The following is a 14620-nucleotide window of genomic DNA, read 5'->3' on the forward strand; positions in this document are numbered from 1 at the left end:
CACGAATCCCTCTTTCCTTCGCCATCGACCCGCCTACGCTGTCGTCAACCAGTGGAGTGGGTGTGATGCGGGTACGGTTGGGTGCGGCGTTGGGCGTATTGGCGATGCTGTCGGCATGTGGCGGCGGGGGCAGCGACGGCAGCGTGACCGGCGGCACGCCGGCACCGACGCCGGTGCCGACCGCCACTCCCACCCCGACGCCCACGACCAGCGCGACCTGTTCGTTGCGCGCGCGGCAGGACTGGGCATTGGCACAGCTGCGCGAATGGTATCTCTTCCCCGAAACGCTGCCCGCCAGCCTCGACCCGACGCCCTATACGACGGTCGATGCCTATATCGACGCGCTGACCGCGACCGCGCGGGGCCAGCGCAAGGACCGGTACTTCACCTATCTGACGTCGATCGCGGAAGAGAATGCCTATTACAACTCGGGCGCGACCGCCGGGTTCGGCACGCGCTTCGCGCTCGATTCGACCGGGCGACGGCTGCTGATCACCGAATCGTTCGAAGGGGCGCCGGCACTCGCCGCCGGGATCGATCGCGGGACGGAGATCCTGCAGATCGGTACCTCGACCAGCAACCTGCGCAATGTGTCGGCGATCGTCGACGCCGAGGGGGTCGCAGGCCTCAACACCGCGCTCGGCCCCGATACGCCGGGCACGGCGCGGGTGTTCCAGTTCCGCACGATCGCGGGCGAGACGAAGACCGCGACGGTGACCAAGACCGACTTCTCGCTGTTGCCGGTGTCGACCCGCTATGGCGCCAAGGTGCTGACCGACGGCGCGAAGAAGGTCGGTTACATCAACCTGCGCACCTTCATCGATTCGGCGAGGACCCCGCTCACCAACGCCTTCGCCGATTTCCGGGCGCAGGGCATCAACGAGTTCATCATCGATTTCCGCTACAACGGCGGCGGACTGATCTCGATCGCCGACCTGATGGGCGACCTGTTGGGCGGCGGCAAGTCGACCAGCCAGGTATATAGCTACACCACCTTCCGACCGGAAAAGTCGTCGGAGAACGAGGTCAAATATTTCGCCCCGACCGCGCAGTCGGTGACCCCGACCAAGATCGCCTTTATCGGCACCGGGCGTACCGCATCGGCCAGCGAACTCGTGATCAACGCGTTCGTACCATATCTCGGCACCAACATGGCGCTGGTCGGCACCAACACCTATGGCAAGCCGGTCGGGCAGATTCCGCTCGACCGCGCGGCCTGCGACGATCGCCTGCGCGTCGTGGCGCTGGCGGTGCAGAACTCGGCACGATCGGCGGCCTATTATGATGGCCTTGCAGCGACGGTGCCCAACACCTGCCAGGCGAGCGACGACATCAGCTATCCGCTGGGCGACAATCGCGAACAGTCGGTCGCCCGCGCGCTCGACTTCCTCGCCGGGCGCTCGTGCAGCCGGATCAGCGGGTCGGCGGGCACGGCGGCGCAGAATGCCCGCGCCCGGTTCGACGAACGCACGCTGCTGACCCCCGCCAGTCCGTCGACCGCGCAGCGCGAGGTGCCGGGGTTGTTCTGACCCCGGCGCGTCGGCTACCCCCCGCGTCCGAAGGGGATGCGGGATGGACGACGACTATATCTATGACGAGGCGAGCGGCGAGTGGGTGCCGGCGTCGCAGGTCGCCGCCGCCCCGGCCGCCGACGACGGCGTCGTCGTGCGCGATGCGGTGGGCAATGTGCTAGCCGATGGCGATCAGGTGACGCTGATCAAGGACCTGACCGTCAAGGGCGCGGGGCAGACGCTGAAGCGCGGGACCCTCATCAAGTCGATCCGGCTGACCGGCGACGATCAGGAGGTCGACTGCAAGTTCGACGGGATCAAGGGCCTCGTCCTGCGCGCCGAGTTCGTGCGCAAGCGGACATGATCCCGGCGGCGATCGACCCGAGCTGGGCACCGGCGCTCGGCCCCGTCTTCGACAGTCCGGGGATGGCGGGCCTGCGCGACTATCTGAAGGCGGAGAAGGCGGCGGGGAAGCGTATCCTGCCGCACAGCGCCGACTGGTTCACCGCGCTCAAGCTGACCCCGCTGGACCGGGTGCGGGTCGTGATCCTCGGGCAGGACCCGTATCACGGGCCGGGACAGGCGCATGGGCTGTCCTTCTCGGTCCGGCCGGTGGTGCCGGTGCCACCATCGCTGCGCAATATCTACAAGGAACTGCACAGCGACCTGGGGATCGCGCCGCCTGCCCATGGCTTTCTGGAGCATTGGGCGCGACAGGGGGTGTTGTTGCTGAACGCGGTGCTGACCGTCGAGCAGGGCCGCGCCGCCGCGCATGCCGGACGGGGATGGGAGGCGCTGACCGACGCGGTCGTCCATGCCGTGGCCGAACAAGGGCCGCCGTCGGTCTTCCTGCTATGGGGATCGCATGCGCAGAAGAAGGCCGCCTTTGTCCGGGACGTCTCCGTCGGCGGGCGGCATCTGGTGCTGAAGAGCCGCCACCCCTCCCCCCTGTCGGCGCATAGCGGCTGGTTCGGCAGCCGGCCGTTCAGCCAGGCGAACGCGTTCCTTGCCGCACAGGGACGCGGGGAGATCGACTGGGCGATCCCGCCACTCGATACGCAGACGGAACCATCGGGGGCCCCAAGCGATTGAACCCGCTTGTCCGCCACAGGGGCGGGATCAAAGAGGGAATTGCCATGAAGACGATGATGACGGCGACCGGCCTGGCCGCGCTGATGCTGCTGGGTGCGTGCGGTGGCAATGCCGACGACAAGGCCGCCGACAATATCGAGGCGATGACCGAAAACCGCGCCGACGCGCTGGAAGACCAAGCCGACCTGACCAGCAACGAGCAGGTCGAGGATTCGCTGGAAGCGCAGGCCGAAAACGTCCGCGACATGGGCGAGGACGCCGCCGACAAGGCCGACGACACCGACAATGCGATGGTCGAACAGGCCGTGAAGAACGCGATGTAATTCGCCACGCGGCATAGTCGGACCGAAGGGGGCGCTGCGGAGACCGCGGCGCCCTTTTTTGCGTCTGGGTGATCGATCAGCCTCCATCCCGTCGCCCCGGACTTGATCCGGGGTCCCGCTTCGTATCCACCGCGGCAGAAGAGGAAGCGGGACCCCGGGTCGAGCCCGGGTGACGAGGGGGAATGGCGCTTTACCCGCACGGAACCGTCACCCCAGCGCAGGCTGGGGTCTCACGCGGCTCTTGCAGTACGCCATTACCGGGAAATCCCAGCCTTCGCCGGGATAACGTCGGGGACGATGGGGATCGACGACCGGCTGGTCCGCCACTCCCTTTCGCGTCCAAAGTTCACTAAGTTCACACTCGTCGCGCTTTGCGGCGCGCGCGCCGGTTCGGCTGGGGTTTGGGGCGGGGCACGACGATGCCGCGCTTGGCCAGTTCCAGCTCGACCTCGAACGCTTCGCCCAAGGGGCCGGGTTCGCCGATATAGATATCGTCCTGCGCCGCCAGCGCGGCGGCCAGGGCGTCGTGGAGCGGCGGTTCGGGCTGCTTGACCACAGGCGCGGGTTCGGCGCGGCGATCGGGGTCGAGCCAGCCGGGCAGGCGGCCGTCGCCCAGATCGGCGACCTCGATCGCGACGTCGAGATCGGCGGGGGCCATCAGTTTTTCGGGTTCGGCGGGCGCAACGGGGGAAAGTGCGTCGAGCGCCTCCGCCACGCTGGGCGTCGGTGTGGGGATCGGCGCCTCCGCGTCGTTGCGTCCCGCCCGGCGGCGCTGCTGCCTGCCGTAGCGATCGGGATAATGGGCGGCGAGCAGGAACATCAGCATCCGGTCGCCGGGGCGATGCCGCGACCCGATGCGCCGCCCATCGGCGTCGAGCACGGGTTCGACGGTACCGTTGATCGCGCGGTCGAACGCGACGTCGACCAGCATCCCCACCGCCTGCGCCACCGCCGCATCCCATGCGCGCGCGAACGCCTCGCCACCGGGCGAGCGGCGCAGGCGATAGGCGCTGCTGGTCGACATGCGGACACCGCGCGCCGCTTCGGCGACCGACCCGCCATCGGCGAGCGCTTCGATAAAGTCGCGTTGCTTGGCTTCGGACCAGCCGTCGCTGCGCGGTTTGCGCAGCACCGGGACCCATTGATAGGCGGCCGGATCATAGCCGTTGGCGTCGAGATAGGGGGTTTCCGACGGCACGGTCAGGTTCGAGGGGTCGAGCGCCGGGATGGGCGCGGGCGAATGCTCCGGGAGCGGGGTGTGATTGCGCATGGGCGGGAGGGGAACATATTGGGAACTTGTAGGACAGTGGTTTTTGGGGCGCCCCTTGTGTTCTGTACAATGTTCCGTACATTCGATTCATGGAATCGATCAGCTTCACCGAGTCTCGCGCCAATCTGAAATCGGTCATGGACCGGGTCGTCGCCGACCGGGTGCCGGTGGCGATCACCCGTCAGCGTGGCGAGGGGGTCGTGATGATCTCGGCGAGCGAATGGGCGTCGATCGAGGAAACGCTGTATCTGTTGCGGTCGCCCAAGAATGCGGAGCGGTTGCTGGAGGCGGTGCGCGGGTTCGAGCAGGGTGACGAAGGCGTGCCCTTCCCGTGAAGGTCGCGTTCTGGCCGACGGCTTGGGACGATTACCGATATTGGCAGGCGAACGATGCCAAGATGGTCGACAAGATCAACGGGCTGATCGAGGAATGCCGGCGGCATCCGTTCAAGGGCACGGGCAAGCCGGAGCCGTTGGGCGGCAACCTGTCAGGCTGGTGGTCGCGGCGGATCAGCCATGAGCATCGGTTGGTGTATCGGGTGACAGGGGTTGGTGCCGAGCAGGCGGTGCAGATCGCGCAGTGCCGGTATCATTATTGACACCACAGGCGTCAATTCATTTTGCGATCGTATCGATTTCGCGAAATCTGATCAATCCGACTTATGACTACTGACCAATTTGCTGCACAACAAAAGCACCTATTATCTTTTGCTGGGCACCGGACAAGCACCAACCCCATGCTAACGCAAAGACCGAGAGTTCGGCGAGCGAAACCCCATGCTCCTTACCATCCTCAGATTTTGTCTTCCCCCACGTGGCCGCTATCCTTTCAGTAGCCGGCTGTGAACAAATAGCGATATAGATCAGAAAAACCGACCAGTACGCGATATCTAGCAACGATCCACTGTAACTTCTGTCAGCATAACGTGTACTTTTTATCAACGGTTCGGCCGCAATCTGCGCGAAAATTAGCATGCACGCTGAAGCCAGTACTAGCGCGGTCGAAAACCCTCCAACCACCGTCTTTCTAAATATCGGCCTACATAACGTAGCAGTCACTGATGCCCCGGTTACCAACAAAGCTAGGGGAATGCTTGCAGATGATGCAGAGTATTTGAACCCGCCTCCCGAGGGCGGGACAACAGAACCCCATGCAGCCAAACCGATAGCCAGACCTATCGATATGCACTGGGCAAAAATTGCAGCTGGTTGGCGCTCCCAGTCCTGCTTCATTCGGTTTAGCAAAGAATCAGCCATTTACCGATTATGCGACCCAGCTATCGGCGCGTAAACATTGTTCAAACTCCTCCCTGCGTAGCGGGGAGGAGTTGGGTCACCTCACTCCGCCGGCAGGTACACCTCCCCACCCTTCTCGCGGAACTTCTCGCTCATTTCCGCCATCCCGGCTTCCGCCGCCGCGACCGAGCCGCCGGCGAACACCGCACGCTCTGCGTCGGCGTGATCGGCGGCGAGGAACGTATCCGCCGGGGCGTTCTGCTTGGCGGCGAAGTCGCGGACTTCCTGCGTGATCTTCATCGAGCAGAATTTGGGACCGCACATCGAACAGAAATGCGCGGTCTTGGCGCCTTCGGCGGGCAACGTCTGGTCGTGGTAGGATTCCGCCGTGTCGGGGTCGAGCGACAGGTTGAACTGGTCGCGCCAGCGGAAGTCGAAGCGGGCGCGGCTGAGCGCATCGTCGCGCATCTGGGCGGCCGGGTGGCCCTTGGCCAGATCGGCGGCATGGGCGGCGAGCTTGTAGGTCACCACGCCGACCTTCACGTCGTCACGATCGGGCAGGCCCAGATGCTCCTTGGGCGTGACGTAGCAGAGCATTGCCGTGCCGTACCAGCCGATCATCGCCGCGCCGATGCCGCTGGTGATATGGTCGTAGCCCGGCGCAATGTCAGTGGTGAGCGGCCCCAGGGTATAGAAAGGCGCTTCGCCGCAGACCTGCAGCTGCTTTTCCATATTCTCCTTGATCTTGTGCATCGGGACGTGGCCGGGGCCTTCGATCATGACCTGCACGTCCTGCGCCCAGGCGCGGTGGGTCAGTTCGCCGAGCGTGAAGAGCTCGCTGAACTGCGCTTCGTCATTGGCATCGGCGATCGATCCGGGGCGCAGGCCGTCGCCGAGCGAATAGGCGATGTCATACGCCTTCATGATCTCGGTAATCTCGTCGAAATGTTCGTAGAGGAACGATTCGCGGTGATGGGCGAGGCACCATTTCGCCATGATCGACCCGCCGCGCGAGACGATGCCGGTCACGCGCTTGGCGGTCATCGGGATGTACGGCAGGCGGACGCCGGCATGGATGGTGAAGTAATCCACGCCCTGTTCGGCCTGTTCGATCAGCGTGTCGCGGAAGATGTCCCAGGTCAGTTCCTCGGCGATGCCGCCGACCTTTTCCAGCGCCTGATAGATCGGCACCGTGCCGATCGGCACCGGCGAGTTGCGGAGAATCCATTCGCGGGTGTCGTGGATGTTCCGGCCGGTCGACAGGTCCATGACCGTATCGGCGCCCCAGCGGATCGACCAGACGAGCTTGTCGACTTCGGCGGCGACGTTCGATGCGACCGCGCTGTTGCCGATGTTCGCGTTGATCTTGACCAGGAAATTGCGGCCGATCGCCATCGGTTCGGTTTCGGGGTGGTTGATGTTGTTGGGGATGATCGCCCGGCCGCGCGCCACTTCGTCGCGGACGAATTCGGGGGTCACGAAATCGGGGATCGCCGCGCCGAAGCTCTCGCCGTCGCGGACGTACTCGCGCAGCATCTCGCGGCCGAGATTTTCACGGGTCGCGACATATTCCATTTCGGGGGTGATGATGCCGCGGCGGGCATAGTGCATCTGGCTGACGTTCGCGCCGGCCTTCGCACGCAACGGGCGCTTGACGACGTTGGGGAAGGGCTGGACGCCGCCCGAACGGTCGGGGCCGAGCTGGCCGTTATCCTCGGGGCGGAGTTCGCGGGCGTCGTAGCTCTCGACGTCGCCACGGGCGAGAATCCAGTCGCGGCGGAGCTGCGGCAGGCCGGCCATGATGTCGATGCGGGCATTGGGGTCGGTGTACGGGCCCGACGTGTCGTAGACGTTGAGCGGCGGTTCGCCCGAGGACGGATCGAGGTCGATCGCGCGCATCGCGACGTTGAGCGGTCCTACGTGAATCTTGCGGCTGCCACGGATCGGGCCGGTGGTTACGCCGATTTCGGTCTTTGCGGGGATGTCTGCCATATTCCACTCCATGCGGAGGGGGCGGGACTGTTCGGCCGCTCCCTCCCTACGCCGGTGTCAGCCGGATCAGGTTCAGCGGGTCGAAGGCTGCGGCCTTCCTCTCAAGCGTGACGAAACGCTCCCCCGGGGACGAGGCCGTTGTAGGCGGGTTGGGGGTGGGCGTCAAAGTGTTGGTGGAGGCCGGCCGCGCAGGCGGGGGTCCAGGGGCACGAGCGCAGGCGGTGGTTCTGCTGGGCTCTGGACCCCCGCCTGCGCGGGGGTACGGTTTACAATAGGTCGAGTTGTCCGCTGGGCTCTTCGCCTGCGCCAAAGCCGGCCATCGTCACCCCGACCAGCCGCAACCCCGTGCGCAACGGGTAGAGCGTCGCGATCAGGCTGCGGGCGGTGGCGTGCAGGGTGGCGCGATCGGCGACGGGGGCGGTCAGCGTGCGGCTGCGGGTGACGATGCGGAAGTCGGCGTATTTCGCCTTCACCGTGACGGTGCGGCCGTGCTGGCCGGTCCGCTCGACCCAGTCCCAGACGTCGTCGGCCATCGCCAGCACGCGTTCCTCGATCGCTGCCGGGTCGGTCAGGTCGTGGTGGAAGGTCGTTTCTGAGCCGGACGACTTGCGCACGCGGTTGGGGCGGACCGGGCGGTGATCCTCGGCGCGGGCGATGCCGTGATACCAGCTGCCCGCCTTGCCGAAGGTGCGTTGCAGGGCGGGCAGGTCCCAGCTCGCCAAGTCGGCGCCGGTGCGGATGCCCAGCGCCTCCATCCGCTCGACCGTCTTGGGGCCGATGCCGTGGAACTTGCCGACCGGCAATGACGCGACGACACGCGGGCCGGCCTTTACCGGAATCACGAACTGGCCGTTGGGCTTGTTCATGTCGGAGGCGAGTTTGGCGAGGAACTTGTTGTAGCTGATCCCGGCCGACGCGGTCAGGCCGGTGGTATCGAGGATGCGGGCGCGGATTTCCTCGGCGGTGGCAGTGGCGCTGGACAGGCCGCGGCGGTTGGCGGTGACGTCGAGATAGGCTTCGTCGAGCGACAGCGGCTCGACCAGGTCGGTATAGTCGAGGAAGATTTCGCGGATTTGCTGGCTGACCGCCTTGTACACCTCGAAGCGGGGGCGGACGAAGATCAGGTCGGGGCAGCGGCGGATGGCGGTGACCGAGGGCATGGCGGAGCGCACGCCGAACACACGGGCTTCGTAGGAGGCGGCGGCGACGACGCCCCGCCCGCTCGACCCGCCGACCGCGACCGGCTTTCCCTTCAGCTCGGGCGCGTCGCGCTGCTCGACCGACGCGAAGAAGGCGTCCATGTCGACATGGATGATCTTGCGGGTAGGGTCCGACATCTCGCGGGTTTACAATGGCCTGCGGACGAGTTTGCCCTTTCGCGCAGAAGCGCGCAAGAACAAAGGGAGAATGATCCGCCCACCGCTTCGTCCACTTCGCTCACTGTCACCCCGGACATGTTCCGGGGTCCACGGTTCCGCGAAAGTTGCCGGTGTGCGTTCGTGGCACGGTGGACCCCGGAACAGGTCCGGGGTGACGAAGCTATTGCTGGGAAGGCTGCGTACTAATCCGGCGTTCCAGCGAGCGAAACCCCGTCAGCTGTTCGTCAGGTTGAGGAACACATCTTCCAGATCGGCTTCGCGCGTGACCACATCAACGATGCCATAGCCTTGCCCCGCGACCGCCGCGAGGACCTCGCCGGCGTTGGCCACATCCTTGCGATAGGTGATCGCGAGCAGCCGGTCGCCCTTGCGCTCGACCTTTTCGAAACACTGCGCATCGGGCAGGTCGGTCAGGTCGCGGTCGAGGGTCAGTTCGACCGCCTTTTCCTGCGCCATGCCCAGCAGTTCGCGGGTCGGCTGGTTGGCGACGACACGGCCGTGGTTGATGATGGCGATGCGGTCGCACAGCTGCTCGGCTTCCTCGAGGTAATGCGTGGTCAGCACCACCGTCACCCCGTCGGCATTGAGTTCGCGGACATAGTCCCACAGCTGGTTGCGCAGCTGAATGTCGACGCCGGCGGTCGGTTCGTCGAGGACGAGGACCGGCGGCGCATGGACCATCGCCTTGGCGACCATCAGCCGCCGCTTCATGCCGCCCGAGAGCGTGCGGGCATAGGCATTGGCCTTGTCCTCCAGATGCACCGCGCGCAGCAGGTCCATGGTGCGGCGCTTGGCCTTCGGCACGCCGTAGAGGCCGGCCTGGATCTCCAGCGTCTCGGCCGGCGTGAAGAACGGGTCGAACAGGATTTCCTGATTGACGATGCCGATCGACGCCTTGGCATTGCGGGGATGCTGGTCGATGTCGAAGCCCCAGATCGACGCCGATCCGCTGGTCTTGTTGACGAGGCCGGCAAGGGTGTTGATCAGCGTCGACTTGCCCGCGCCATTGGGGCCGAGCAGGCCGAAAATTGTCCCACGCGGTACGTCGAACGACACGCCGTCCAATGCGACCTTGGCGGGCGCGCCGCCCTTCCCCGCTGCATAGGTCTTGCACAGGTCGCGGATCGAGATAGCGGCTTGGGTTTCCATGGGTGCGCCGATACGCCCGTGGAGCGCGCAAGGGAAGCATCGACTTGTCGCGGGCACAAGCGATTGCTATCGGCTTGGCCCATGCTGCCCCCGCCCGAAACCCTCCGCGTCACCACCCCCCGCGTCGCCTGCGACGGCGGCGGCGACATCGCCCCCGCGCTCGGCCATCCGCGCGTGTGGTTGCAGATCGACGAGACGGGCTATGTCGATTGCGGCTATTGCGACCGGCGCTTCGTGCTGGTCGGCGGGCCGGCGGATGGGGCGGATCATTCGACGTTGAAGGATCATGGGGACGGCGCCGGGCGCTGAGATCGACCGCAGGTCGAGCGACACGGGCGCCCGGCCGGCCGGCGGCGGGCAAGCTCGCCCTTGCCCGTCGACCGACGACGCGGCTTTGCCGCGGCGGGGCTGACTGCCTTCCCATCTACCCAAACGTCATCCCAGCGAAGGCTGGTATCTGCCGGTACTAGCGCGGGACAAGAGCCGCTTGAGGCCCCAGCCTGCGCTGGGGCGACGGCCTGGATCAAAAGGCTTTAGCACGGCTAGACCGACGGGCCGGCCATTTCCCGTTACCTCCGCAACCGACGCTCACACCGATTAGGATTCTCTTCGACCGAAAAAATCACGGATGAACCCGCCTACCATCAGCAGCAGTAACGATGCCCCGAGCAAGACGAAGCCAACATAGGCTATCCAATCATTCCTATCATCCAGCACAGTGGCAGCGTCCGAAGAATAGAACGACAGCGTGAAGGCGCCGAGCATGCCACACAGCATTCCGACCGCAAAGGCGATACCGATCCGCCGCTCGGTAATCGCCGCATCGATACACATGCGGTAGACTGCGGGCCCCGCTCGCAATCCCAGACTAACGGCGGTCGGCAGGCACAGCAGCGCAAGGACAGTCATTGCCCCGTTCGGTGGCCTACCGGCTTGTAAAGCCGCAATGCCGTGGGCTGCCCCTGTCAAACCAGCGAAAGTAACCAAGATGAACGCCACAAGATAGTAGAAAGGGTCTTCGTCCTGCATCGACGAGGGCTATTTTCGACGTCCGACAAAAGGCAAGACGGATCGGATAGCAGGTACGCCAGCAGCCAACGCCCCCATTCCCCCACGCCACCGCGCCCCTATATTGGCCGGATGACCCCGACCGACCCCCGCTCGTATCTCTATTCCGGCGACCTCGACTCCGCCGCAGCCCTCCGCGCCACGCAGGCGACTCTGGCCAACGCCGAAGATGGCGAACTCTATCTTCAGTATCGCCGCTCGGAAGCGTTCGGGTTCGACGATGGGCGGTTGAAGACCGCGTCGTACGACACCCATGCCGGGTTCGGGCTGCGCGCGGTGTCGGGGGAGACGACCGCGTTCGCCCATGCCAACGAATTGTCCGAAGCCGCGATCCGGCGTGCCGGGCAGACGATGGTGCTGATCGATCCGGCCAAGGGGGCCAAGGCACCACCGCCGCGCGGCAACAACCGCCACCTCTATACCGCGGCCGATCCGCTCGACCTGATCCCGTTCGCCGACAAGGTGGCGCTGTGCCAGTCGATCGACGCCGCCGCGCGGGCGCGGGACCCTCGCGTCGTGCAGGTTTCGGCGAACCTGATGGGGTCGTGGACGGTGGTTGAGATCGTGCGGCCCGATGGCTTCGTCGCCACGGACGTCCGGCCGCTGGTGCGGCTGAAAGTGTCGATCGTGGTCGAGGCGAACGGGCGGCGCGAGACGGGCAGCTTCGGGATCGGCGGGCGTTATCTGTACGAGTCGCTGTTCGCGGACGCGACGTGGAACCGCGCGATCGACGTCGCCTTGGGGCAGGCGCTGGTCAATCTGGAGGCGGTGGATGCGCCGGCGGGCGAGATGACCGTGCTGCTGGGTGCGGGCTGGCCGGGGATTTTGCTGCACGAGGCGATCGGGCATGGGCTGGAGGGCGATTTCAACCGCAAGGGCACCAGCGCCTTTTCCGGCCGCATCGGCGAACGGGTCGCGGCGCCGGGCGTGACGGTGATCGACGACGGATCGATCGCCGACCGGCGCGGATCGCTCAGCATCGATGACGAGGGCACGCCGACGCAGGAGAATATCCTGATCGAGGACGGCATCCTGAAGGGCTATATCCACGACCGGCTGAACGCGCGGCTGATGGGGGTTGCGCCGACCGGCAACGGACGGCGGCAGGATTTCTCGCACGCGCCGATGCCACGGATGACCAACACCTTCATGTCGGGCGGCAACGACGATCCCGCCGAGCTGCTGTCGCGGGTGAAGAACGGCATCTTCGCCAAGTCGTTCGGCGGCGGGCAGGTCGATATCGTATCGGGCAAGTTCGTGTTTTCGTGCACCGAGGCGTACCGGGTCGAGAATGGCCGGATCGGCGCGCCGATCAAGGGCGCGACGCTGATCGGCGACGGGCCGGAGGTGCTGAAGCTGGTGCAGGGCATCGGCAACGACTTCGCGCTCGATGAGGGGATCGGCATGTGCGGCAAGGCCGGGCAGTCGGTGCCGGCCGGCGTCGGGCAGCCGACGCTGCTGATCGACGGGCTGACCGTCGGCGGCACCGCCTGATGCCGCTCGCCGAACTCGGCCGGTTTCCGCGGGTCGAGGCGCAGATCATCGTCGGGCGGCTGACCAGCGAGGACATACCGGCGGTCGCGTTCGATGGCGAGGCGAGCATCGGCGATGGCAGCTGGCTGCTGATCCCGGTGCGGGTGATGGTCGACAAGGACGATCTGGACGCGGCGCGCGCGATCCTCGACAGCACTGCCTGAAAAACAGGCAGTTGTGACGCGCTGCACAAATTAACCGCTCGTTAATCCGGCAGAGGGGCAGCTAACGCCCGCAAAACGCTCGTGGCGCGGTTTGGCACGACCGTTGCAACCCGTCCCCCTGAGCAAATATGCGACACGGGGGGCGACATGAAATTAGTCATCGCCATCATCAAGCCATTCAAGCTGGATGAGGTACGCGAAGCACTGACCGAGATCGGCGTCGCCGGGATGACGGTGAGCGAGGTCAAGGGATTCGGGCGGCAGAAGGGCCAGACCGAAATCTATCGCGGCGCCGAATACAGCACCAACATGGTGCCCAAGATCAAGATCGAGGTCGTGTGCGACAGCGATATCGCGCCCCGCGTCGTCGAAGCGGTGCAGGCCGCGGCGAACACCGGCGCGATCGGCGACGGCAAGATCTTCGTCCTCGACGTGGGCCAGGCCGTGCGCATCCGCACCGGCGAAACCGATCTGACCGCGCTGTGATGGGGGGCATCATGCAACATCCGAAGAAATTGATGGCCGGCGCCACGCTCGGCCTGTTCGCCGCGCTGCCCGCCTGGGCACAGGACGCCGCCTTGCAGGCGCCCGCCGCGGCCGCCGCGCCGGTGGCGACCGTCAACAAGGGCGATACCGCGTGGATGATGGTGTCGACCGTCCTCGTGCTGATGATGATCGTGCCGGGCCTCGCGCTATTCTATGGCGGCCTGACGCGGACCAAGAACATGCTGTCGGTGATGACGCAGATCGGCGCGGTCGCCGCACTCGCGATGCTGGTGTGGGTCATGTACGGCTATTCACTCGCCTTCGGCCCCGACGTGTCGAACGCGACGCTGGCCAATTTCATCGCCAGCCCGGGCAAGGCGTTCCTGGCGGGCGTCACCGCCGCGTCGCAGGCGGCGACGTTTACCGCCGGGGTCGAGATCCCCGAATATGTCTTCATCTGCTTCCAGATGACCTTTGCCGCGATCACCATCGCGCTGGTGCTGGGGTCGGTGGTCGAACGCATCAAGTTCGCCGCCGTCATGGTCTTCGCGATCGTGTGGCTGACCATCACCTATTTCCCGATCGCGCACATGGTGTGGGCGACCAGCGGCTATTTCTTCAAGGCGGGCGCGCTCGACTTCGCGGGCGGCACGGTGGTGCACATCAACGCCGGCGTGTCGTCGCTGGTGCTGGCCATCCTGCTGGGCAAGCGGCTGGGCTTCCCGACCGAGCGCATGGCGCCGCATTCGCTGACGCTGACGATGGTCGGCACCGGGCTGCTGTGGGTGGGCTGGTTCGGGTTCAACGCCGGGTCGGCGCTGGAGGCGAACGGCACCGCCGGGCTGGCGATGATCAACACCTTCGTCGCGACCGCTTCGGCCGGCCTGTTCTGGATGCTCGCCGAGAAGTTTTCGGGGCACAAGGGTTCGGCGCTGGGCTTCTGCTCGGGCATCATCGCCGGCCTTGTCGCGGTGACGCCGGCGGCGGGCAATTCGGGTCCGTTCGGCGCGATCGTGCTGGGCGCCGTCGCTTCGGTCGTCTGCTTCTTCGCGGTGACCGTCCTCAAGCCGAAGCTCGGCTATGACGACTCGCTCGATGCGTTCGGCATCCATGGCGTCGGCGGCATCATCGGCGCGATCGGCACGGCGGTGGTCTATGCCCCGTCGCTGGGCGGTCCGGGTGCGGCCGATTACGACATGGGCGCCAAGCTGGGCGTGCAGGTGTTCGCGGTGCTGGTCACCATCGTCTGGGCCGGCGTCGGCACGACCGTCGCATGGTTCGTCGCCAAGGCGCTGACCGGTGGTCGGGTGTCGAAGGAAGTCGAGCTGGAAGGCCTCGACCTCGGCGAACATGGCGAGCGCGCCTACAATTACTGAGTTTCTCTTCCGGGCGGCGGCCTAGTCCCCTGCCGCCCGGAC

General features: G+C 65.8%; 17 protein-coding genes and 1 riboswitch. Of the genes, 11 read left to right on the forward strand and 6 right to left on the reverse strand.

Going from position 1 to position 14620, the window contains the following annotated elements; genetic code table 11:
- Positions 1–65 precede the first annotated feature (65 nt).
- Genes MF610_RS10100 through MF610_RS10115 form a run of 4 tightly spaced genes read left to right on the forward strand, consistent with a single transcriptional unit; the run spans position 66 to position 2926 of the window.
- Positions 66–1529: a S41 family peptidase gene (locus tag MF610_RS10100; RefSeq protein WP_242195797.1), complete on the forward strand. Its 1464-nt coding sequence runs from the start codon at positions 66–68 to the stop codon at positions 1527–1529.
- Positions 1530–1572: 43 nt separating this feature from the next.
- Positions 1573–1875 (forward strand): zinc ribbon domain-containing protein YjdM, encoded by a 303-nt coding sequence (locus tag MF610_RS10105; RefSeq protein WP_242195799.1) that lies wholly within the window; start codon positions 1573–1575, stop codon positions 1873–1875.
- Positions 1872–2603 carry a uracil-DNA glycosylase gene (gene ung / locus MF610_RS10110; RefSeq protein ID WP_242195802.1) on the forward strand — a complete coding sequence of 244 codons (732 nt, stop codon included), beginning with the start codon at positions 1872–1874 and terminating at the stop codon, positions 2601–2603. The genes MF610_RS10105 and ung overlap by 4 nt, the downstream gene beginning before the upstream one ends.
- A gap of 44 nt (positions 2604–2647) precedes the next feature.
- The gene (locus MF610_RS10115) at positions 2648–2926 is read left to right on the forward strand and encodes a hypothetical protein (protein ID WP_242195805.1); all 279 of its coding nucleotides are present in this window, start codon (positions 2648–2650) and stop codon (positions 2924–2926) included.
- A 355-nt stretch (positions 2927–3281) separates the two neighbouring features.
- Here the strand turns inward: MF610_RS10115 and MF610_RS10120 are convergent, their stop codons facing one another.
- Positions 3282–4196, reverse strand: coding sequence for a hypothetical protein (locus tag MF610_RS10120; RefSeq protein WP_242195809.1), 915 nt, complete (start codon positions 4194–4196; stop codon positions 3282–3284).
- An 89-nt stretch (positions 4197–4285) separates the two neighbouring features.
- Here MF610_RS10120 and MF610_RS10125 point away from each other — a divergent pair, with 89 nt between their 5' ends.
- Both MF610_RS10125 and MF610_RS10130 read left to right on the forward strand, forming a co-directional pair.
- Positions 4286–4531 carry a type II toxin-antitoxin system Phd/YefM family antitoxin gene (locus MF610_RS10125; RefSeq protein ID WP_242119535.1) on the forward strand — a complete coding sequence of 82 codons (246 nt, stop codon included), beginning with the start codon at positions 4286–4288 and terminating at the stop codon, positions 4529–4531.
- Positions 4528–4794 (forward strand): Txe/YoeB family addiction module toxin, encoded by a 267-nt coding sequence (locus MF610_RS10130; RefSeq protein WP_242195811.1) that lies wholly within the window; start codon positions 4528–4530, stop codon positions 4792–4794. The genes MF610_RS10125 and MF610_RS10130 overlap by 4 nt, the downstream gene beginning before the upstream one ends.
- Before the next feature lie 67 nt (positions 4795–4861).
- On the opposite strand, the gene MF610_RS10135 is transcribed toward MF610_RS10130, so the two are convergent.
- The 4 genes from MF610_RS10135 to MF610_RS10150 all read right to left on the reverse strand — a co-directional run bounded on the left by MF610_RS10135 (position 4862) and on the right by MF610_RS10150 (position 9951).
- The gene (locus tag MF610_RS10135) at positions 4862–5452 is read right to left on the reverse strand and encodes a hypothetical protein (RefSeq protein WP_242195814.1); all 591 of its coding nucleotides are present in this window, start codon (positions 5450–5452) and stop codon (positions 4862–4864) included.
- An 81-nt stretch (positions 5453–5533) separates the two neighbouring features.
- Positions 5534–7423, reverse strand: coding sequence for a phosphomethylpyrimidine synthase ThiC (gene thiC / locus MF610_RS10140; protein ID WP_242195817.1), 1890 nt, complete (start codon positions 7421–7423; stop codon positions 5534–5536).
- A gap of 39 nt (positions 7424–7462) precedes the next feature.
- Positions 7463–7553: riboswitch (TPP riboswitch) on the reverse strand.
- 136 nt (positions 7554–7689) lie between these two features.
- Positions 7690–8760 carry a DNA polymerase IV gene (gene dinB / locus MF610_RS10145; protein ID WP_242195819.1) on the reverse strand — a complete coding sequence of 357 codons (1071 nt, stop codon included), beginning with the start codon at positions 8758–8760 and terminating at the stop codon, positions 7690–7692.
- Positions 8761–9015: 255 nt separating this feature from the next.
- Positions 9016–9951 (reverse strand): ABC transporter ATP-binding protein, encoded by a 936-nt coding sequence (locus MF610_RS10150; RefSeq protein WP_242195822.1) that lies wholly within the window; start codon positions 9949–9951, stop codon positions 9016–9018.
- Between the two features lie 81 nt (positions 9952–10032).
- Here MF610_RS10150 and MF610_RS10155 point away from each other — a divergent pair, with 81 nt between their 5' ends.
- Positions 10033–10260, forward strand: coding sequence for a zinc-finger domain-containing protein (locus MF610_RS10155; protein ID WP_242195825.1), 228 nt, complete (start codon positions 10033–10035; stop codon positions 10258–10260).
- A 288-nt stretch (positions 10261–10548) separates the two neighbouring features.
- Here the strand turns inward: MF610_RS10155 and MF610_RS10160 are convergent, their stop codons facing one another.
- Positions 10549–10980: a hypothetical protein gene (locus MF610_RS10160; protein WP_242195827.1), complete on the reverse strand. Its 432-nt coding sequence runs from the start codon at positions 10978–10980 to the stop codon at positions 10549–10551.
- A 111-nt stretch (positions 10981–11091) separates the two neighbouring features.
- Between MF610_RS10160 and tldD the strand changes: the two genes are divergently transcribed.
- From tldD to MF610_RS10180, 4 genes are all read left to right on the forward strand, one after another.
- The gene (gene tldD, locus MF610_RS10165) at positions 11092–12513 is read left to right on the forward strand and encodes a metalloprotease TldD (RefSeq protein WP_242195831.1); all 1422 of its coding nucleotides are present in this window, start codon (positions 11092–11094) and stop codon (positions 12511–12513) included.
- Positions 12513–12716: a putative signal transducing protein gene (locus MF610_RS10170; protein ID WP_242195835.1), complete on the forward strand. Its 204-nt coding sequence runs from the start codon at positions 12513–12515 to the stop codon at positions 12714–12716. The genes tldD and MF610_RS10170 overlap by 1 nt, the downstream gene beginning before the upstream one ends.
- Positions 12717–12863: 147 nt before the next feature.
- Complete coding sequence (locus tag MF610_RS10175) at positions 12864–13202, forward strand: P-II family nitrogen regulator (RefSeq protein ID WP_055757464.1); 339 nt, start codon at positions 12864–12866, stop codon at positions 13200–13202.
- 11 nt (positions 13203–13213) lie between these two features.
- Positions 13214–14578, forward strand: coding sequence for an ammonium transporter (locus tag MF610_RS10180; RefSeq protein WP_242195838.1), 1365 nt, complete (start codon positions 13214–13216; stop codon positions 14576–14578).
- The last annotated feature ends 42 nt before the right edge of the window (positions 14579–14620 follow it).

The organism is Sphingomonas hankookensis (assembly GCF_022664465.1).
Lineage (GTDB): Bacteria > Pseudomonadota > Alphaproteobacteria > Sphingomonadales > Sphingomonadaceae > Sphingomonas > Sphingomonas hankookensis.